General features: G+C 53.8%; 18 protein-coding genes and 1 rRNA gene. All 19 read left to right on the top strand.

What is annotated here, in order from left to right:
* Positions 1-27: 27 nt before the first annotated feature.
* On the top strand, positions 28-567 hold the full coding sequence (gene hpt, locus KJS42_RS21990; protein WP_155608095.1) for a hypoxanthine phosphoribosyltransferase: 540 nt from the start codon (positions 28-30) through the stop codon (positions 565-567).
* Positions 568-667: 100 nt separating this feature from the next.
* Positions 668-2,797, top strand: a complete 2,130-nt coding sequence (ftsH, locus tag KJS42_RS21995; RefSeq protein WP_155608096.1) for an ATP-dependent zinc metalloprotease FtsH — start codon at positions 668-670, stop codon at positions 2,795-2,797.
* Positions 2,798-3,443: 646 nt separating this feature from the next.
* The gene (gene nadA / locus KJS42_RS22000) at positions 3,444-4,382 is read left to right on the top strand and encodes a quinolinate synthase NadA (RefSeq protein WP_213624129.1); all 939 of its coding nucleotides are present in this window, start codon (positions 3,444-3,446) and stop codon (positions 4,380-4,382) included.
* Between the two features lie 36 nt (positions 4,383-4,418).
* Positions 4,419-6,035 carry an L-aspartate oxidase gene (nadB, locus tag KJS42_RS22005; RefSeq protein WP_213624135.1) on the top strand — a complete coding sequence of 539 codons (1,617 nt, stop codon included), beginning with the start codon at positions 4,419-4,421 and terminating at the stop codon, positions 6,033-6,035.
* Positions 6,025-6,891 carry a carboxylating nicotinate-nucleotide diphosphorylase gene (gene nadC, locus KJS42_RS22010; protein WP_155608098.1) on the top strand — a complete coding sequence of 289 codons (867 nt, stop codon included), beginning with the start codon at positions 6,025-6,027 and terminating at the stop codon, positions 6,889-6,891. The genes nadB and nadC overlap by 11 nt, the downstream gene beginning before the upstream one ends.
* Before the next feature lie 7 nt (positions 6,892-6,898).
* Positions 6,899-7,663, top strand: coding sequence for a type III pantothenate kinase (locus KJS42_RS22015; RefSeq protein WP_213624130.1), 765 nt, complete (start codon positions 6,899-6,901; stop codon positions 7,661-7,663).
* 113 nt (positions 7,664-7,776) lie between these two features.
* The gene (gene hslO / locus KJS42_RS22020) at positions 7,777-8,667 is read left to right on the top strand and encodes an Hsp33 family molecular chaperone HslO (protein ID WP_155608116.1); all 891 of its coding nucleotides are present in this window, start codon (positions 7,777-7,779) and stop codon (positions 8,665-8,667) included.
* 237 nt (positions 8,668-8,904) lie between these two features.
* Positions 8,905-9,843, top strand: a complete 939-nt coding sequence (gene cysK, locus KJS42_RS22025; protein ID WP_193419003.1) for a cysteine synthase A — start codon at positions 8,905-8,907, stop codon at positions 9,841-9,843.
* Between the two features lie 144 nt (positions 9,844-9,987).
* Positions 9,988-11,523: an anthranilate synthase component I family protein gene (locus KJS42_RS22030; protein ID WP_213624131.1), complete on the top strand. Its 1,536-nt coding sequence runs from the start codon at positions 9,988-9,990 to the stop codon at positions 11,521-11,523.
* Between the two features lie 18 nt (positions 11,524-11,541).
* Positions 11,542-12,123, top strand: coding sequence for an aminodeoxychorismate/anthranilate synthase component II (pabA, locus tag KJS42_RS22035; protein ID WP_178020492.1), 582 nt, complete (start codon positions 11,542-11,544; stop codon positions 12,121-12,123).
* On the top strand, positions 12,120-13,058 hold the full coding sequence (locus tag KJS42_RS22040) for an aminotransferase class IV (protein ID WP_193419007.1): 939 nt from the start codon (positions 12,120-12,122) through the stop codon (positions 13,056-13,058). Before pabA ends, KJS42_RS22040 begins: the two co-directional genes overlap by 4 nt.
* Positions 13,039-13,878, top strand: a complete 840-nt coding sequence (gene folP / locus KJS42_RS22045) for a dihydropteroate synthase (RefSeq protein WP_430150485.1) — start codon at positions 13,039-13,041, stop codon at positions 13,876-13,878. The genes KJS42_RS22040 and folP overlap by 20 nt, the downstream gene beginning before the upstream one ends.
* 24 nt (positions 13,879-13,902) lie before the next feature.
* Positions 13,903-14,265 (top strand): dihydroneopterin aldolase, encoded by a 363-nt coding sequence (gene folB, locus KJS42_RS22050; RefSeq protein WP_213624132.1) that lies wholly within the window; start codon positions 13,903-13,905, stop codon positions 14,263-14,265.
* An 11-nt stretch (positions 14,266-14,276) separates the two neighbouring features.
* Positions 14,277-14,825: a 2-amino-4-hydroxy-6-hydroxymethyldihydropteridine diphosphokinase gene (folK, locus tag KJS42_RS22055; RefSeq protein ID WP_193419013.1), complete on the top strand. Its 549-nt coding sequence runs from the start codon at positions 14,277-14,279 to the stop codon at positions 14,823-14,825.
* Complete coding sequence (locus KJS42_RS22060) at positions 14,777-14,983, top strand: helix-turn-helix domain-containing protein (protein WP_155608107.1); 207 nt, start codon at positions 14,777-14,779, stop codon at positions 14,981-14,983. Before folK ends, KJS42_RS22060 begins: the two co-directional genes overlap by 49 nt.
* Positions 14,984-15,029: 46 nt before the next feature.
* Complete coding sequence (dusB, locus tag KJS42_RS22065; protein ID WP_213624133.1) at positions 15,030-16,031, top strand: tRNA dihydrouridine synthase DusB; 1,002 nt, start codon at positions 15,030-15,032, stop codon at positions 16,029-16,031.
* Positions 16,032-16,371: 340 nt separating this feature from the next.
* On the top strand, positions 16,372-16,848 hold the full coding sequence (gene greA, locus KJS42_RS22070; RefSeq protein WP_068784380.1) for a transcription elongation factor GreA: 477 nt from the start codon (positions 16,372-16,374) through the stop codon (positions 16,846-16,848).
* A 102-nt stretch (positions 16,849-16,950) separates the two neighbouring features.
* On the top strand, positions 16,951-18,459 hold the full coding sequence (gene lysS, locus KJS42_RS22075) for a lysine--tRNA ligase (protein WP_193419015.1): 1,509 nt from the start codon (positions 16,951-16,953) through the stop codon (positions 18,457-18,459).
* Between the two features lie 363 nt (positions 18,460-18,822).
* Positions 18,823-19,087, top strand: a 16S ribosomal RNA gene (locus KJS42_RS22080); the annotation flags it as partial.

The raw sequence follows: 19,087 nt of genomic DNA on the forward strand, positions 1-19,087 counted from the left end.
TAGTATAACGTAGGAGGTTCACTTATTTTGCTAAACGATATCCAGGAAATTTTGATTACGCGGGAACAAATTCAAGAGAAGGTCGTCGAGCTGGGCAAGCAACTGAGCGCGGAATATGAAGGCCGCAATCCGCTCGTGATTTGTATCTTGAAAGGCGCTTTTATTTTCATGGCCGACCTGGTGAAGGAAATTACTGTACCGATTGAGCTTGATTTCATGGCCGTCTCCAGTTATGGGGCGGGTACCCGTTCTTCCGGGGAAGTCAAGATCATCAAGGACTTGGATACTTCTGTAGAGGGTCGCGACATTCTGATTGTGGAGGACATTATCGATAGTGGGCTAACGCTTAGCTATTTGATTGACGTTCTCGAGCGGCGCAAGGTCAAATCCGTAAAAGTCGTAACGCTGTTCGACAAACCCGCACGGCGTACGGTGAAATTGGAAGCCGACTTGTCGGGATTTGTTCTGCCGGACGAATTCGTTGTTGGATACGGGCTGGATTATGCCGAGAAATACCGTAACCTCCCATTCATCGGAGTACTGAAGCCGGAGATTTACACCAGTTGATTTCGTCGTCCGCATGGACGAAGGACCACCCTTGCCGCAATTTTGAAATGGCAAGATTGGCTATGGTAAAATAACTTAAGGTCTTGAGAGGAGGTTGGGGATGAATCGGTTCATCCGGAATTCTGGTTTTTATTTAATACTTTTCTTAGTCGTGGTGGGCATCGTCCAATTCCTCAATGGCGGACAAGAAGCAACCGTCACCCCTAAGTATTCGGACTTACGTCAGGAACTGAAGGATAATAACGTTGCTGATCTAACCGTTAAATTTGACGGTTACGCTTATCTGGTAACCGGTAAGTATAAGGAAGCTGTCAATAACGACAAGACGAAGAATTTCTCTCTATATGTTCCTTTTGACGAGAACGTTGTAAAGGAAATTATCGCTTATAGCGACCAGAACGGTTTCAGCGTGGAATGGAAGAAAATGCAGGGCGAAAGCATCTGGCTGACCTTCCTGACTTCGATCGTTCCGCTTGCGATTATGTTCATCTTGTTCTTCTTCCTGTTTAATCAAGCGCAGGGCGGCGGCGGCAAAGTCATGAACTTCGGCAAGAGTCGAGCGCGTCTCTATAATGAGGAGAAGAAGAAGGTCACGTTCGAAGACGTGGCGGGTGCCGACGAAGAGAAGCAAGAGCTTGTCGAAGTGGTTGATTTCCTGAAAGATCCGCGGAAATTCTCCGCTGTTGGCGCGAGAATTCCGAAAGGCGTATTGCTCGTGGGCCCTCCGGGTACCGGTAAAACTTTGCTCGCTCGCGCGGTAGCCGGCGAAGCGGGGGTTCCTTTCTTCAGCATTTCCGGTTCTGACTTCGTAGAAATGTTCGTTGGGGTCGGGGCATCCCGTGTCCGGGATTTGTTCGAGAATGCCAAGAAGAACGCGCCTTGTATCATCTTTATCGACGAAATTGACGCGGTTGGCCGTCAGCGCGGCGCCGGACTTGGCGGCGGGCATGACGAACGCGAACAAACGCTGAACCAATTGCTCGTAGAAATGGACGGTTTCGGCGGTAACGAGGGCATTATCATCATCGCTGCAACGAACCGTGCGGATATTCTGGACCCGGCCTTGCTGCGTCCGGGACGTTTTGACCGTCAAATCACAGTGGATCGTCCGGATGTGAAGGGGCGCGAAGCCGTATTGAGAGTGCATGCGCGCAACAAGCCGCTGACGAAGGACGTCAAGCTAGACGTTATCGCGAAGAGAACGACCGGTTTCACCGGTGCGGATCTGGAGAACTTGCTGAACGAAGCAGCGCTCCTCGCCGCACGTCGGAACCGCAAAGATATCTCCATGCCGGAAGTGGATGATGCGATCGACCGCGTTATTGTCGGGACTGAGAAACGCAGCCGCGTGATCAGCGACCGTGAGAAACGGATCGTAGCTTACCACGAAGCGGGGCATACCATTGTCGGTTACTTTTTGGAGCATGCCGATATGGTACACAAAGTAACGATTATTCCACGCGGTCGTGCCGGCGGGTATGTGATCATGCTGCCGAAGGAAGACCGTATGTTGGCCACGAAGAACGAGCTGCTGGACCGGGTAACCGGGTTACTTGGCGGCCGCGTATCCGAGGAGCTGTTTATCGGCGAAATCGGGACCGGCGCGTACAGCGACTTCCAGCAAGCGACCAACATCGTGCGCAGCATGATTATCGAATACGGGATGAGCGAGAAGCTCGGACCGATGCAGTTCGGCACGTCGCAAGGCCAAGTGTTCCTGGGCCGCGATATCGGCCACGAACAGAATTACAGCGATCAAATCGCTTACGAGATCGATCAGGAAATGCACCGGTTCATCAGCGAATCGTATGAACGTTGTAAGCAGTTGCTGACCGAGCATGCCAAGGAAGTCCACCTCATCGCGGAAACGCTGCTTGAAGTGGAGACGTTGGAGCTGGAGCAAATCAAGTCTCTGATCGAAACCGGCTCGTTGGACGGTTTGAAGAAGGACGGCAAAGACGACGGCAACGGTTCTTCGGAACCGGGTGAACCGACCATCGACAACGTTGGTGATGTTCGCGTTCGCATCCAAGGCAAAACCGAGGATCCGGCGCCTACCGCACCAGTTGGGGACATTCCAAATGACGTTCCGGGCGGCACGGCCAGCGATCGGACGAATGATCCGGTCGTCGACGCACCGCAAGGCACCGTCAGCGACACCCCGGCTCAATCCGATTCGGCTGACGAAGGCAAAGATCCAAACAACGGTGGCAGCACGCCAACCGTGTAAACCATATCAGCAAAGACCTCATCCGGGAAACGTGACGTTTCCCGGATTTTTTGTTTGAGATGTGGGAGCCCGCTTGTGAATGTATGCGAAAAATCGAATATAAATCATTAGATTTGGCGATTTCTACGGAATGTATATGAAATTCCGCATACGTTTACGCAAATGGAAGAGAAAGAGCTAGAATCTGTAATGAAAAACCGAATAGAATCCGGGATTCATGCTACGAGTCACACTTTTTGTGCGAAAAATCGAATATAATTCGCTTCTATGGGGGTGTAGGAACAATTCGAGCGTTTGCCCCGTACCCGCCAGGTGTCGCTTACAATGGGGGGGAAGCGAGTCCCGGCTCTTTTCACCAAAAATTTTAGATAATCAAGAACGCTCGAATCCCCTCGTTAATCCTGATTTTTCCTGCAAAATCATGGGCAATTGCCGCTATACGCAAGCGGACGGCGCATTGACAGTGCCTTTCACCTTGTGTAAATTAGTTGATAAACACCGTGTGAAATTTAATACGTTCTTGCCGTTTCACGCAGGATTGCCATACAAAGCAGCGAGAAGCCCGACCGACGCGAAGAGAGATAGAAGGCTAGGTGGGGCCCAAACAGCAACAGACGATACAAGAGCTTATGGGGGAGGAATTCAAGTGGAGGCTCTAGCGCTTGAACGTAAAGCCGAAATGAACCGCGAACTGCGGGAAAGGCTGGTTCAGCTCAAGAAAGAACGCAACGCAATCATACTGGCACATTATTATCAGCGGGATGAGATCCAAGAGGTGGCGGATTTCCGGGGTGATTCTTTTTTGCTGGCTCAGAAGGCCGCTTCGACCGATGCGGAAACGATCGTGTTCTGCGGCGTTCATTTTATGGGGGAAAGTGCGAAGATTCTGGCGCCAAACAAAACGGTGCTTATTCCTGATGAGCGTGCGGGTTGCCCGATGGCCGACATGGTGAATGTCGACGGCTTGCGTAAGCTGAAGGCCCAGCATCCAAACGCCAAAGTGGTGACGTACATCAACTCCTCGGCAGAAATCAAGGCAGAGACCGATATCTGCTGCACCTCGTCAAATGCGGTGAAAGTGATCAATTCTGTCGATGCGGACGAAATCATCTGGGTGCCGGATAAGAACCTTGGCCATTACGTGCAGCAGCATACCGACAAGAAGCTGATTATCTGGGAAGGGTACTGCAACACGCATGATATGTTGACGGTCAAAGACGTCGTTGAGATGAAAGCGAAATACCCGAACGCCGAGTTCGTCGTGCATCCGGAGTGTCGTCCGGAGGTTGTAGCGATGGGCGATTTCGTGGGCAGCACTACGGCGATCTTGGATTATTGCAAAAATTCCTCCGCCAAGGAGTTTATCGTCGGTACGGAGGATGGAACAGGGTATCAGCTGCGTAATGACAGCCCGGACAAAACGTTCCATTTTGCCACCAAATTCCTGGTTTGCCCGAACATGAAAGTCAATAACTTGAAGAAACTGGTCAAATGCCTGGAAACGATGCAGCCGCAAATCTACGTACCGACCGTCGTTGCCGACAAAGCCAGATTATCCTTAGAGCGCATGTTACAAGTTAAGTAGCATGCGCTACTCTCTTGTCCAAGATAGGTGACGATGGTGATTCCACAATATTTGGTTGATTTTGAGGCAGGACAGCTGCCGGTCGTCGATACGGATGTCATCGTGATCGGTTCGGGGATTGCGGGGCTCTTTACCGCTATCAAAGCAAGTGAAAAAGAGCGCGTGATCCTGATTACGAAAAAATCGATGCTGGAAAGCAATACCAGGTACGCTCAAGGCGGCATCGCCGCTGTGATTTCCGAAGAGGATTCCCCGGTTTATCACCGTCAGGATACGCTGTTGGCCGGAGCGGGCTTATGCTCCTCTGAAGCGGTGGATATCCTGGTCAACGAAGGGCCGGAAGGCGTTAAAGAGCTGATGATGTTAGGCACCGCCTTCGATTTGGAGAACGGTGAGCTCGCTCTGACGAAAGAGGGGGCGCACAGCCATCGCCGGATCTTGCATGCCCATGGGGATGCGACGGGATATGAGATCGTGCGAGCCTTGTCCGAGCAAGCGGGAGCCCATCCCAATATCGAAGTTTGGGACAATCATTATGTGATCGATTTGATCACCGAGGAGAATGAATGCCTAGGCGCGCTCGTACAGCGGCCAGACGGGCAGCGCGTGTTTCTGCGCGGGAATGCGACGATTCTGTGCTCCGGCGGAGCTGGGCAGTTGTATCGCTATACGACCAATCCCGAGGTAGCCACGGGCGATGGGGTTGCTATCGCATACCGGGCGGGAGCGATTCTTCGCGACATGGAGTTTATTCAATTTCACCCTACATCGCTCTGTTATCCAGGCGCGCCGCGGTTTCTGATCTCTGAGGCGGTTCGCGGCGAAGGGGCCGTGTTGCGCAATATCAAAGGCGAGCGGTTCATGAGTAAATACCATGAGCTGCTTGAGCTGGCGCCGCGGGATATCGTGGCTCGGGCCATCGTCAGCGAAATGGAAGCGACGGGGGCAAGCATCGTGTACCTCGATATCACGCATGAGGATCCGGAGAAAGTCAGATCCCGATTCCCAACGATTTACGAAACCTGCCTTGGCTATGGGCTTGATTTGACGGCCGACTGGATTCCCGTTGCGCCGGCTGCGCATTATATGATGGGAGGCGTCCGTGTCAGCCATCACGGAGAGACGAGTGTGCATCGGTTGTTCGCCTGCGGCGAAGTTTCGTCGACCGGCGTACATGGCGCGAACCGGCTGGCCAGCAACTCGTTGTCGGAAGCGATCGTGTTCGGGCGCCGGATTATTCAGCGGATTGGGGAGCTGCCTCCGCGTACCCGAACCGGGGAGACCGTGGCTTACCATGACGGCCGTCTGGCTCCGGCACCGTCTTCGTTAGTGGAACGCCGCTTGGACTTGCAGAAAACGATGGTCCGCCGTGCCGGTTTGCGCCGAACGGCGGAAGGATTGGTCAAGGGGATCACGGAGCTGGAGCGGCATCAGGCGATTTTTAGCCAGGCGCTGCATACCCGCGAAGAGTGGGAATACGCCAATATGCTGACCTGCGCGTTGCTGTTGGCCAAATCGGCGCTAGCGCGCGAGGAGAGCCGGGGCGGGCATTACCGCGAGGACTTCCCGGAACGCAGCGACGAGAAGTGGCGCAAGCATCTACTTTGGCAGCGGGATAAAGGAATGTTGGAGGAAACTAGCGATGATGTTTAATGGATATAATGAAGGACTTGTGGAGGCCATCCGCGGCTGGTTGAAGGAAGATGTGGGCTCCGGTGACGTGACGACCGCGGTAACGATCCCTGCGGGTCATGAGTCCAAAGGGATTATTCATGCCAAGCAGGGCGGGATTGTTGCCGGAGTGCCGGTGGCTCAGCTTGTCTTCGAGATCGTGGATCCGAATCTGACGTTTACGCCGCACGTGAAGGACGGGGAACGTATCGAGAAAGGCGCGATTCTGGCCGAGGTGGAAGGAAGCACGCATAGTATTTTGACCGGGGAGCGGTTAGCCCTGAACTTGTTGCAACGCTTGTCTGGTATCGCAACGCGCACGAAGACGTTTGTGGAAGCGTTGGGCGGGCTGCCGACCCGGCTGGTGGATACACGCAAGACGACGCCGGGCCACCGGATGCTGGAGAAGTATGCGGTCCGTACTGGAGGAGGTTCGAATCACCGCTTCGGGTTGTACGACGCCGTCATGATCAAGGATAATCATATTAAAGGGGCCGGTGGCATCACCCAGGCGGTGAGCCGCGCTCGTGCTCATATTCCGCACACGATGACGATTGAAGTGGAGACGGAAAACCTGGAACAGGTGGAGGAAGCCCTGCAAGCTGGCGCGAATATTATCATGCTCGACAACATGGCTCCCGACCTGATGAAGGAAGCGGTGCGCCGAATCAAGACCAAGGCGCCGCATGTGACGGTGGAAGCATCGGGCAACGTGTCGCTGGAAACGATCCGTGGGATTGCCGAGAGCGGCGTGGACGTCATTTCTGTGGGACGTCTGACGTATTCTTTTGAAAGCCTGGATATCAGTTTGGATTTGAACGGCAAAAAGGAGGCCTAACAAGCGCATGTTCCTTGTAGTCGATGTAGGCAATACGAATATCGTGCTGGGGATTTACCGGGGCAAGGAGTTGCTCCATCATTTCCGCATCAGTACGAATCGCCAGGCCACGGTGGACGAGTACGGCGTATTGATCCATAATCTGTTCCACATGGTGGGGATCCGGGAAGCCGAGATGGAGGGCGTCATCATTTCCTCGGTAGTACCGCCGTTAATGCACGTGCTTGAGGAGCTGAGCGAAAAATATTTGCGGCACAAGCCGCTGGTCGTTGGCCCGGGGATCAAAACCGGGCTGAACCTGCGTTACGAAAATCCGCGCGAAGTTGGAGCGGACCGGATCGTCAACGCGGTAGCCGCCATCGAGCAGTACGGAGGGCCGCTGGTCGTCGTTGACTTCGGCACGGCCACGACGTTTGACTGCATCGATGCGGCAGGCAATTACCTTGGCGGCGCGATCGTGCCGGGCATCGGGATTTCGACGGAAGCGCTGTACCAGCGAGCTTCCAAGCTGCCGCGCATCGAACTCGAGAAGCCGAAGAAGGTTATTGGCCGCAATACGGTGAATGCGATGCAGGCCGGGATTATTTTTGGCTATGCTGGACAGGTTGATGGCATTGTGGAACGGATCGCTCAGGAGATGGGCGAGAAACCGAAGGTGATCGCGACCGGAGGACTTGCGGAGCTGATCGCCAGCGAAACGCGAACCATTGAAGAAGTAAACTCGCAGCTAACCCTGGAAGGGCTGCGGATTATCTACGAACGCAATCAATAAAGCAGGCGATGGTTATACTGGGATAAGTTGAAATCTCAAGTCAAGTTCAAAAAGTCAGGAAAGATGACTTTCTGAACTACCTTTGTAAGAAGCGAAAGGAGGTCCTTCGCATGATGGACCAGAACAGCAAGCAAGATCGGTTGATCCGCGGGATTGCCATGGGCGGGAAAGTGCGCGCTTTCGCCGTGCGGACGACCCAGCTGGTGGAGGAGCTGCGCCGCCGGCATGATACGTACCCGACCGCAACAGCCGCCTTCGGGCGCACGCTGACCGCCGCCGCCATGATGGGCGCGATGCTCAAGGGCGAGGAGAAGCTGACCGTACAGGTTAAAGGCGACGGGCCGATCGGACAAATTATTGCAGATGCCAACGCCAAGGGCGAAGTGCGCGGCTACGTTAAGAACCCGCATGTCCATTTGCCGAGCAACAGTCAGGGGAAATTGGATGTACGCGGCGTTGTCGGAACGGAAGGATTTATCCACGTTACGAAGGATTTAGGGCTCAAGGAGCCTTATCGCGGCAGCGTACCTTTGATTTCCGGCGAGCTGGGCGAGGATTTTACGTATTATTTTGCCGTGTCGGAGCAAACTCCTTCCGCCGTTGGATTGGGCGTGCTCGTGGATGTGGACAATTCGGTGATCGTAGCGGGCGGTTTTATCATTCAGCTGCTGCCGGGCTTAAGTGATTCCGAAATCGACTCGATCGAAAAAGCGGTGGGTCAGCTTCCACCGGTGACGGCGCTGCTCGATCAGGGGTTGGAGCTGGACGAAATGCTGCGCTGGATCGTGCCGGACGTGCAGGTGCTGGAGGAAATGGACATCGTGTTCTCCTGCAACTGTTCACGGGAGCGGGTAGAGCGCACGCTGATCAGCTTGGGTAAGAAGGAGCTGGAGGAACTGCGGGACGAAGGCAAAGAGACGGAGGTCGTTTGCGATTTCTGCAACGAACCGTACTTGTTTACCCCCGAGGAACTTGACCGGTTGATAGCTCAAACGGATAAATAAGTGAATAAGACCAAAGATACTTTGCGGATCGGGTTATTTAGACCTCGGATGCAAAGTATTTTTTGTGACTTTTCTTGACAACTCCGATCGGGGTTGTTAAGATAATAATCAGAAAACCAACTTATTTACTCGGAAATAAATGAAAGCCGATAAATCGCACATCCTAACATCTTGAGCTTTCATTTTGTGCAGCTAGATCGATGACGGTAATTTTTATCCAAAGGGAGGATATTTAATATGGCAAAAGTCGTAAATAGTGTAACGGATTTGATCGGAGATACGCCGCTGGTTCGGTTGAATCGGATCGTACCGGAAGATAGCGCGGAGATCTATGTAAAGCTGGAATACCAAAACCCGGGCTCTAGCGTGAAGGACCGGATCGCGATCAGCATCGTTGAGGAAGCGGAGAAGGCCGGCAAGCTGAAGCCGGGCGGAACGATTATCGAAGCGACAAGCGGCAATACGGGGATCGGCTTGGCGATGGTAGCTGCAGCGAAAGGCTATAAAGCCGTTATCGTGATGCCGGAAACGATGAGCTTGGAACGTCGTAACCTGCTGCGTGCCTACGGGGCGGAGCTTGTCTTGACGCCGGGAGCCGAAGGCATGAACGGCGCGGTGAAGAAAGCCGAGGAGCTGCTGGCAGCGAATCCGGATTATTTCCTGGCGGACCAGTTCAGAACGCAAGCGAACGTGAAAATCCACCGCGAAACGACCGGACCGGAAATCGTTGAAGCGATTGAATCGCTGGACGGCCGTTTGGATGCATTCGTTGCAGGGATCGGTACGGGCGGTACGATTTCCGGTGCGGGTGAGGTATTGAAGAAACGGTTCCCGGATCTGAAGATTTACGCGGTTGAACCGGCAGCATCGCCGATTCTGTCTGGCGGCAAACCTGGACCGCACAAAATCCAAGGCCTTGGTGCGAACTTCATTCCGGAAATTTTGAATCGTGAAATTTATGATGAAATCATTCATGTGGAGAACGATGAAGCGTTCGAACAAGCACGTACGGTCGCGAAAGAGGAAGGCATTCTGTCCGGTATTTCCTCCGGCGCTGCAGTGTTTGCTGCCTTGAAGGTGGCTAAGGAGCTGGGCAAAGGCAAACGTGTCGTTGCCATCATTCCAAGCAACGGCGAACGTTACCTCAGCACGCCGCTGTACAATTTCGAAGCTTAATCACTCCTAGGAGAGCGATGACGCCCCCCGGCCGTTCTAACCGAACGGTCCGGGGTCTTTTATTATGAGGCGAACTTCTAGTATACTAGCTTCCAATAAGAGAAGTGCATCTATAAGATGAAGCTTGGAGGACGAACACGGTTCATGAAAAAGTTGACGACCTGGGAGCAATGGAAAGATTGGGCGGGGACAGGCGACTGGACGATGCTGCCCTTTGCGGTCAAATGCCCGTTGGCGGCTTCGGGTTTGCCTGAGGATTGGTTCCGGGCTTGGAAGGAAGCCGGACCGTACGCTTGCGTGTTGGAGAGTGGCAAGGGAGGAAGGTACACCTTTCTAGGCTTAGAGCCGGTTTCTGTCATCCGCGGCAAGGGTGGCGAAGCCATCGTGCAAGATCCTGCTTCCGGTACGGCATCGGTCCTCCGAGGCAAGCCGCTGGAGTTGTTGCGGGACTGGATGGCTCCGTTCCGGTCGCCCGAGGTGCCGGGGCTACCCAAGTTCACCGGCGGAGCCGTCGGTTATCTCGCCTATGATGTAGCGCGATCGTTGGAGCGCCTGCCGAACCTGGCGCAGGACGACCTTGGCCTCGACGACTACGTTTGGATGCGGTTGGAGGAGATGTGGGCTATCGATCAGGGGGAGGGCGACGTGTATTGCGTCGTCCATGTCCCGATCGCCTCGATGTCTCTGGAACAACTGCGGGATGGTTACCGTCGCGCCGAAGCGCGGGCTTTGCGCATGGCGGAGAGCTGGACAGGCTTCTACGCTGCGACCGCTGCTGCCCCGGCGGAAACCCCGACTCCGCTTCCTCCGCTCGGCGACGATGAGTTGGAGCGCCGCCGTCTGTCCATCTCGATGACGAAGGAGGCGTTCGAAGCGGCGGTGCGCCGGGTGCAGGAATATATCGCCGCCGGCGACGTATTTCAGGTGAACCTGTCGCTGCGCCAGGCTTTTGCGTTGGTGGCGTCACCTGAACAGGTGTACGAGCAGCTCAGGCGGTTGAACCCGTCGCCATATATGGGCTTGCTCCGCTTCCCCGATTTCCAACTCGTGTCCGCTTCGCCGGAGCTGCTGGTGAAGGTGGAGCAAGGGAAGATCAGCACCCGCCCGATTGCGGGAACGCGGCGGCGGGGACATACACCGGAGGAGGATCGGCAGATGGAGGCGGAGCTTCGCGCGAGCGACAAGGAGCAGGCCGAGCACATTATGCTGGTCGACCTTCTGCGCAACGACATCGGCCGTGTGGCGGAGTATGGGACGGTACGGGTCAGCGAGCTTTTTACTGTGGAGCGCTATTCGCACGTTATGCATCTGGTGTCTGAGGTTGAAGGGGTGCTGGGTGGGGATCTTACGTTGTACGATGCGATCGCTGCTGTATTTCCGGGAGGAACGATTACCGGGGCGCCTAAGGTACGAACGATGGAAATCATCGAGGAGCTGGAGCCGATCACGCGGGGACCTTATACCGGCGCAATGGGATGGATTGACTATACCGGGAATATGGAATTAAATATTATTATACGTACGCTGGTCGCGAAGGATGGCGTCGGCTACTTGCAGACGGGGGCTGGCATCGTGATTGATTCGGACCCGTACCGTGAGTATAGGGAATGCTTTAACAAGGCCAGGGCTGTTGCTTTGGCGATCCAACAGAGTGAGCAGAGCCAGCTGGACAAAGTCTAGGACAGGAGATGAGATGAGATGATTTTGGTGATCGATAACTACGATTCTTTTACGTACAATTTGGTGCAGTATTTAGGTGAGTTAGGTGAGGAAGTAACTGTCCGCCGCAACGATGAGATTGATCTTGCGGGAATTGAGGCTTTGCAGCCGGATCATATTTTAATATCCCCCGGTCCATGTACCCCAAATGAGGCTGGGATCACGCTGGATTTGATCGAGCGTTTTAAAGGGGTGATCCCGATCTTCGGCGTTTGCCTGGGGCATCAGGCGATCGGCCAAGCTTTTGGCGGTAACGTGATTCGTGCCGAGCGGTTGATGCACGGCAAGACGTCGCCGATCCACCATCAGGGAGAATCGGTGTTTGCCGGCCTGCCGTCGCCGTTTACGGCCACGCGGTACCATTCTCTGATCGTGGAGCGCGAGAGCCTGCCGGATTGTCTGGAAATTACCGCCGAGACGGCGGAAGGGGAGATCATGGGACTACGCCACAAAGAGTATGCCGTTGAAGGCGTGCAGTTCCATCCGGAATCGATTATTACTCAGCATGGCCATCAGATCCTCCGTAATTTCCTGAATCGGAAGGCGGAAGCCAAAGCATGAAATACATCGGGGTGGATGGAGTTCCGACCCCGACCGATCAAGCCGTGATCTCCGTAATGGATCACGGCTTTATGTACGGGATCGGTTTGTTTGAGACGTTCCGTACGTACGGAGGTCGACCGTTTCTGCTGGAGCGGCATCTGGATCGGCTGATGGCAGGCTGCAGGGCGTTAGGGATCGATTTCAAGGCCGATCCCGGCCGGGTTGAGTCGGAAATCAGTGAGTTGCTCGTGCAAAACGGATTGGCTGAAGGCTACATCCGGTATACGGTAACGGCCGGTGAGGGGCCGCTTGGCTTGCCGGTCGGTGACTACGATAAGCCGAGAGTCGTAATCTACGTGAAGTCGTTGCCGGAGCTAGGGGTGACGCTGTATACCGACGGGAAGCCGCTGTGGCGGCTGGAGACGCTCCGGAACACGCCGGAGGGCGAGGTGCGCTTCAAATCGCTGCACTACATGAATAGCGTGCTGGCGAAACGCGAGCTGGCGCGGCTGGAACGCGCGGCGGCGCAGCAGTCCGTCGCTCCCGTCCCTGCGGAAGGCTTGCAGCTGACGGCCCAGGGATGGTTGGCGGAGGGGATCGTCAGCAATGTATTTTTTGTGCGGAATGGCAAATGTTATACGCCGAATCTGGAAACGGGGATTCTCCCCGGCATTACTCGCGCCATGGTGCTGGAGCTGGCAGCCGAGAAGGGGATTCCGACGGAGGAGGGCTGCTACACTTGGGACGATCTGTTGGCGGCCGACGAGGTCTTCTTGACAAATTCGATCCAAGAGCTCGTGCCTGTGACGGAATTGGCGGAGTCTGGCAAACAAGGCGGACAGGAGATGCAGCGGCACAAGGTCGGGACCGGCCATATCGGGCCGGTTACGGAACGACTGCTGGGGGAATATAGAGAGAAAGCGAGGAATGACGATGCAGCCGATCATATATAAACGCAGCTACCGGCTGGGCGAGGCGTCCTTTACGCTCGGTGAGCGCACGCTGGTGATGGGTATTCTGAACGTGACGCCGGACTCTTTTTCCGATGGAGGCCGTTATAATAACGTGGAACGCGCTTTACAGCACGCTCGGGAGATGATTGCGGAGGGAGCGGATATCATTGATGTCGGCGGAGAATCAACGCGTCCGGGTCATGAACCTGTAAGCGAACAAGAGGAGCTGGAGCGGGTCATTCCCGTGGTAGAGGCGATGCAACGCGAGCTGCCGCAAGTTCCCTTGTCGGTGGATACGTACAAGGCAAAGGTCGCGAGAGAAGCGCTGAAGGCGGGCGCCCACATCATCAATGATGTATGGGGCTTTAAGGCGGAGGCGCGGATGGCGGAAGTGGCGGCGGAGTTTGGTTGTCCGGTGATTTTGATGCATAACCGTCAGGATCGTAATTACGGCGACTTGCTTGCCGATGTGGCGGCGGATTTGCGAGAATGCGTGGAGATCGCTCGTAAAGCTGGCGTGAAGGACGAGAATATTATTTTGGACCCGGGTATCGGTTTTGCCAAGGATTATTCCGAGAACCTCCGTGTCATGCGTGCACTGGACGATTTGATAACGTTGGGTTATCCGCTCCTGCTCGGGACGTCCCGCAAGCGATTTATCCGTACCGCGTTAGACCTTCCGGTCGATGAAGTAGTGTTCGGTACGGCGGCGACTGTGGCGCTAGGGGTTGCGCAGGGCTGCCAGATTGTCCGCGTTCATGACGTGAAGGAGATCAAGCAGACCGTGCAAATGTGCGATGCGGTCGTGTACACTCAATAAATTGCTGGAAAAGGAGCCGAAATCATGGACAAAATGGTGCTGCGGCGCATGGAATATTACGGGTACCACGGCGTGTTCGAGGAGGAGCGCAAGCTGGGCCAGCGCTTCTACGTGGATTTGGAGCTGGAGATGGATCTGCGCCAGGCGGGAATCCACGATGACTTGACTCAAACGGTAAATTACGCCGAATTGCATGGGCTGGTCAAGGATATTGTCGAGCTAAAAAGCTTTCAATTGATCGAAGCGTTGGCGGAGCATATTGCATCCGCGGTATTGGACACTTATACTAGGGTAGATGCGTTAACGGTTCGGGTCACCAAGCCGTACCCTCCGTTTGATATCCATTTCGACGGTGTGACGGTGGAGATGTACCGTTCCAGAAAGTGAGCCAATCGTTTATGAACCTGACTTCTCCCTCTGAGCTTTCAGAGGCTTATATTGCTTTAGGCGCCAATCTGGGAGACCGTGAGGCCACCCTCATGCAGGCGATCACAGCGCTGCAGGAGCATCCAGCGATTGAAGTCCTGCGTTGCTCCAATTTATATGAAACCGATCCGGTAGGATACCTGGATCAGCCGTGTTTCGTGAATATGGCTGTTGCGCTGCGTACCTCGCTGGATCCTGAGGCGCTGCTTGAAGTTATGCTGGATATTGAGCTGCGATTAGGGCGAGAGCGCAAAATACGTTTCGGGCCTCGCACGGTGGACCTTGATTTGTTATGGACTGGAGGCAGAGTGGTGAATACGCCGCTTCTTACATTGCCTCATCCACGGATGATGGAGCGGGCTTTCGTACTTGTCCCGTTGTCAGACATTGTGCCGGAAGGGGAGCTCTCCGGCCTGTATGAGCGCATTCAGAGTGCCTTGGACACCCTAGATGGAAAGGAAGGCGTCCGGTTTTGGAAAACATGCACCTGGCACAGCGCATCCGCGCTTTCCGAAAACTAAAAGGATTTACCCAGCAAGAGCTGGCTGAGAAATCCGGCGTGTCCCTAGCTTTATTAGGAGCGGTGGAACGGGGGAACCGCCGGGCAGATGATCAAATTTTAACTAAAATTGCAAATTGTTTGGGCATCTCCTTAGCGGAGCTGAAGCCCGATAAATAAGCTAGGCCGCTTGTAACCTAACCTTATCGAAATGGAGGGAACCATCTTGCTGAAGATTGGCGATATTGAAATGAGAAACCAAGTCGTGCTTGCTCCGATGGCAGGCGTATGCAATCCGGCCTTTCGCTTGATTGCCAAAGAATTTGGAACAGGGCTGGTCTGCGCAGAGATGGTGAGCGATAAAGCGATCATCCATGGCAACAAGCGTACTCGAGAAATGCTTTTTGTGGACGAGCGGGAGAAGCCGCTTAGCCTGCAAATTTTCGGTGGGGACCGCGCATCGCTTGTGGAGGCGGCCAAAGTCGTTGATCAGGAAACGAATGCCGACATCATTGATATTAATATGGGTTGTCCGGTGCCGAAGGTGACGAAATGCGATGCCGGCGCACGTTGGTTGCTCGAGCCGAATAAGATTTACGAGATGGTCTCGGCCGTTGTGGATGCGGTGAGTAAACCGGTAACGGTGAAAATGCGGATCGGCTGGGATGCAGAGCATATTTACGTTGTGGACAACGCCAAAGCGGTGGAACAAGCCGGTGGCAAAGCCGTCAGCGTGCATGGCCGGACGCGCGAGCAGCTGTACACCGGGCAGGCGGATTGGAGTTACATTCGTCAGGTGAAGGAAGCCGTATCGATTCCCGTGATCGGCAATGGCGACGTGGCGACGCCGGAGGATGCCAGACGGATGCTGGATGAGACCGGCTGCGACGGCGTGATGATTGGACGCGGGGCACTCGGCAACCCTTGGATGCTCTATCGGACGGTCGAGTACCTGAAGACCGGTGAATTGCTTCCGGAGCCGGATGCGGAGGAGAAGATTCGCATCGCGATCTTGCACATGGACCGTTTGGCCGCTCTTAAAGGCGAGCATGTGGCCGTTCGCGAAATGCGCAAGCATTTGGCCTGGTATTTGAAAGGTCTAAAGGGCGCAGCGCCCATTAAGGATCTCATTATGGAAGAAACTCGGCGTGACGAGATGGTGCGCATTCTTGAGGGTTTTGTCGCGGGCATTTCGACAGTAGCCGTACCTGATGAGGTATCCGCCTAAGGTTGAAGGGGAAGGTCATGAAACGTTTACATTTGTAAATTCGGGTGTCATTGACAATTGAGAATCGTTCACCTATAATTTCACAATATAAATTCGACTCAGGGCGTTAGGCTTTCCTCTAGGGATGGTCTGACCCTTATCACATAATGCATATGATATACACAATGAGTTGGGAATTTAGAGACCATTGCTGCCGGAAGCGAGCGCTTCCAAGCACCTAAGCGGCAGTGGAACGGCAAAGGAACATTTTCCTAAAGGGAAGCGTTCATTTTCCAGGAGGGTTTTCGGGTGCCGCACGCACCGTGCGAAAATTTTTTCCATGACAGGAGAATCGGTTGAGATGAGCGATAAAGAAGTTATTCTTACCCAGGACGGTCTGAAGAGACTGGAAGAAGAATTGGAAAACCTGAAATCTGTGAAACGCCGCGAGGTTGCGGAACGGATTAAAGTAGCCATCGGATACGGGGATATCAGTGAGAACTCGGAATACGAGGACGCGAAGAACGAGCAGGCCTTTATCGAAGGGCGAATCATCACGCTGGAGAAAATGCTGCGTAACGCTCGGATCATCAACAACGACGAAATCGACACGGATACGGTGAGCATCGGTTCGATCGTGACGGTAGAAGATCTGGAATTTGGAGATACGATGGAATACGCTATCGTTGGGACGGCGGAATCCGATCCGATGCAGAACAAAATCTCGAACGAAAGTCCTGTTGGCAAGGCGATTCTCGGGAAGAAAAAAGGCGCCGTTGTGGACGTCAACGTTCCGGCCGGCGTGATTCAATATAAAATCGTGGACATTAAGAAGTAAGGCGGAATGAGCGACGAAAGAAGCTTCCCCAGCGGAAGCTTCTTTCACTGTTTCTTTTGTCGGCGAGCAAAATTCAGCGGGATTAAGGAGTGGAGTAGGGCTATGAGCGAAGAGATCAATAATCAGGAAGCCATGGAAGTCAGCGAGCTGTTGCAAATTCGCCGCGATAAATTGGACGAGCTGCGCGGATTAGGGATCGACCCTTTCGGCAAAAAATACGAACGTACCCATATGGCGGGTGACATTCTTCAGCAGTATGACGAGCTTTCCAAGGAAGACTTGGAGGAGAAGAACGTAGAGGTTTCCATCGCCGGTAGAATCGTGGCCAAACGGGGAATGGGCAAGGCTAGCTTTGCACATCTGCAGGACCTGTCGGGCAAAATTCAGATTTATGTCCGCCAGGACAGCGTGCCGGAAGTTAAATATGAGGCGTTCAGCATTCTGGACCTTGGGGATATCGTTGGGGTGACCGGTGAGGTGTTCAAGACCAAGACCGGCGAAACGACGATCAAAGTCAAGGATCTGGAGGTGCTATCCAAATCTCTGTATCCGCTGCCGGATAAATATCACGGGTTGAAAGACGTTGAGCTGCGATATCGCCAACGTTACGTTGATCTGATCGTAAATCCGGAGGTGCAGCAGACGTTTATCAAGCGTTCTCGGATTATCCAATCGATGCGCCGTTACCTGGATTCATTGGGTTATCTGGAGGTGGAAACACCTACCCTGCACAGCATTGCGGGTGGGGCAGCAGCCCGTCCGTTTATTACGCACCACAATGCGCTGGACATGCAGCTCTATATGCGGATCGCGATCGAGCTTCACTTGAAGCGTCTGATTGTCGGCGGCATGGAGAAAGTGTATGAAATCGGCCGAGTATACCGGAACGAGGGCATTTCTACGCGTCATAACCCGGAATTCACGATGATTGAGTTGTATGAGGCTTATGCCGATTATCAGGATATCATGGCCTTGACGGAAAATATGATTGCCCACATCGCGCAGGAAGTGCTGGGGACCCAAGTGGTGAACTACCAGGGTCACGAGGTTAACTTAGCTCCGCAGTGGCGCCGCGTTTCGATGGTCGATGCCGTTAAAGAAGTGACCGGAGTGGATTTCGGCGTACAAATGAGCAATGAGGAAGCGCACCGCTTGGCTAAAGAGCATAAAGTTCCAGTGGAGCCTCATATGACGTTTGGTCATATCCTGAATGCTTTCTTTGAGCAATTTGTAGAGGAAACACTGATTCAGCCGACGTTTGTTTATGGACATCCGGTGGAAATTTCGCCGCTGGCCAAGAAGAACGAGCAGGATCCACGCTTTACGGATCGTTTTGAACTCTTTATCGTGGCTCGGGAGCATGCTAACGCCTTTACGGAGCTGAACGATCCGATCGATCAGCGCCAACGTTTCGAGGCACAACTGCTCGAACGCGAACATGGCAACGATGAGGCTCATGAAATGGATGATGACTTTATCCGTTCCCTTGAATACGGAATGCCGCCTACCGGTGGCTTGGGGATCGGGGTAGACCGCCTTGTGATGTTACTGACCGACTCGGCTTCCATCCGCGACGTGCTGCTGTTCCCGCATATGCGTTCTGCGGAATAAGCAAAGGAATAAAGGATATACGAGCCCGGCTGATTGCCGGGCTTTCTTTATATGGGTGATGAACGGCGGGCGCTGATTTTGAATGGGCAAAATTGGATGAGAATAAAACAGCGGTTTGGGTTGCGCCTGGGTTGAAAAGATGATATATTATAAATCCGGTCGTTATTCACGGGCATTATGAACGTCAGCTCAGAATCGCAGATAAAAATAATGCTTGCAAGATAACGCCGGACATGATATACTATAAAAGTTGTCGCCGATAAGACGATAACGAAAGTTGATCTTTGAAAACTGAACAACGAGTGAGTAATACAATGAGATTTTTAATCTCGTCAGTTTGTTTCAATGAGCAAGTCAAACACTTTATTGGAGAGTTTGATCCTGGCTCAGGACGAACGCTGGCGGCGTGCCTAATACATGCAAGTCGAGCGGAGCTAATCAGGAGCTTGCTCCTGATTAGCTTAGCGGCGGACGGGTGAGTAACACGTAGGCAACCTGCCTGTAAGACTGGGATAACTACCGGAAACGGTAGCTAATACCGGATACGCAAGTTCCTCGCATGGGGAGCTTGGGAAAGGCGGAGCAATCTGTCACTTACGGATGGGCCTGCGGCGCATTAGCTAGTTGG

It is taken from the genome of Paenibacillus sp. J53TS2 (genome assembly GCF_018403305.1).
GTDB classification, from domain to species: domain Bacteria; phylum Bacillota; class Bacilli; order Paenibacillales; family Paenibacillaceae; genus Fontibacillus; species Fontibacillus rhizolycopersici.

Excerpts from the sequence above, each read along its gene's own strand:
- ftsH (WP_155608096.1), top strand. The coding sequence starts at position 668 with ATGAATCGGTTCATCCGGAATTCTGGTTTTTATTTAATACTTTTCTTA.
- nadC (WP_155608098.1), top strand. The coding sequence starts at position 6,025 with ATGATGTTTAATGGATATAATGAAGGACTTGTGGAGGCCATCCGCGGC.
- KJS42_RS22015 (WP_213624130.1), top strand. The coding sequence starts at position 6,899 with ATGTTCCTTGTAGTCGATGTAGGCAATACGAATATCGTGCTGGGGATT.
- hslO (WP_155608116.1), top strand. The coding sequence starts at position 7,777 with ATGGACCAGAACAGCAAGCAAGATCGGTTGATCCGCGGGATTGCCATG.
- cysK (WP_193419003.1), top strand. The coding sequence starts at position 8,905 with ATGGCAAAAGTCGTAAATAGTGTAACGGATTTGATCGGAGATACGCCG.
- KJS42_RS22030 (WP_213624131.1), top strand. The coding sequence starts at position 9,988 with ATGAAAAAGTTGACGACCTGGGAGCAATGGAAAGATTGGGCGGGGACA.
- pabA (WP_178020492.1), top strand. The coding sequence starts at position 11,542 with ATGATTTTGGTGATCGATAACTACGATTCTTTTACGTACAATTTGGTG.
- KJS42_RS22040 (WP_193419007.1), top strand. The coding sequence starts at position 12,120 with ATGAAATACATCGGGGTGGATGGAGTTCCGACCCCGACCGATCAAGCC.
- folP (WP_430150485.1), top strand. The coding sequence starts at position 13,039 with ATGCAGCCGATCATATATAAACGCAGCTACCGGCTGGGCGAGGCGTCC.
- folB (WP_213624132.1), top strand. The coding sequence starts at position 13,903 with ATGGACAAAATGGTGCTGCGGCGCATGGAATATTACGGGTACCACGGC.
- folK (WP_193419013.1), top strand. The coding sequence starts at position 14,277 with ATGAACCTGACTTCTCCCTCTGAGCTTTCAGAGGCTTATATTGCTTTA.
- greA (WP_068784380.1), top strand. The coding sequence starts at position 16,372 with ATGAGCGATAAAGAAGTTATTCTTACCCAGGACGGTCTGAAGAGACTG.
- lysS (WP_193419015.1), top strand. The coding sequence starts at position 16,951 with ATGAGCGAAGAGATCAATAATCAGGAAGCCATGGAAGTCAGCGAGCTG.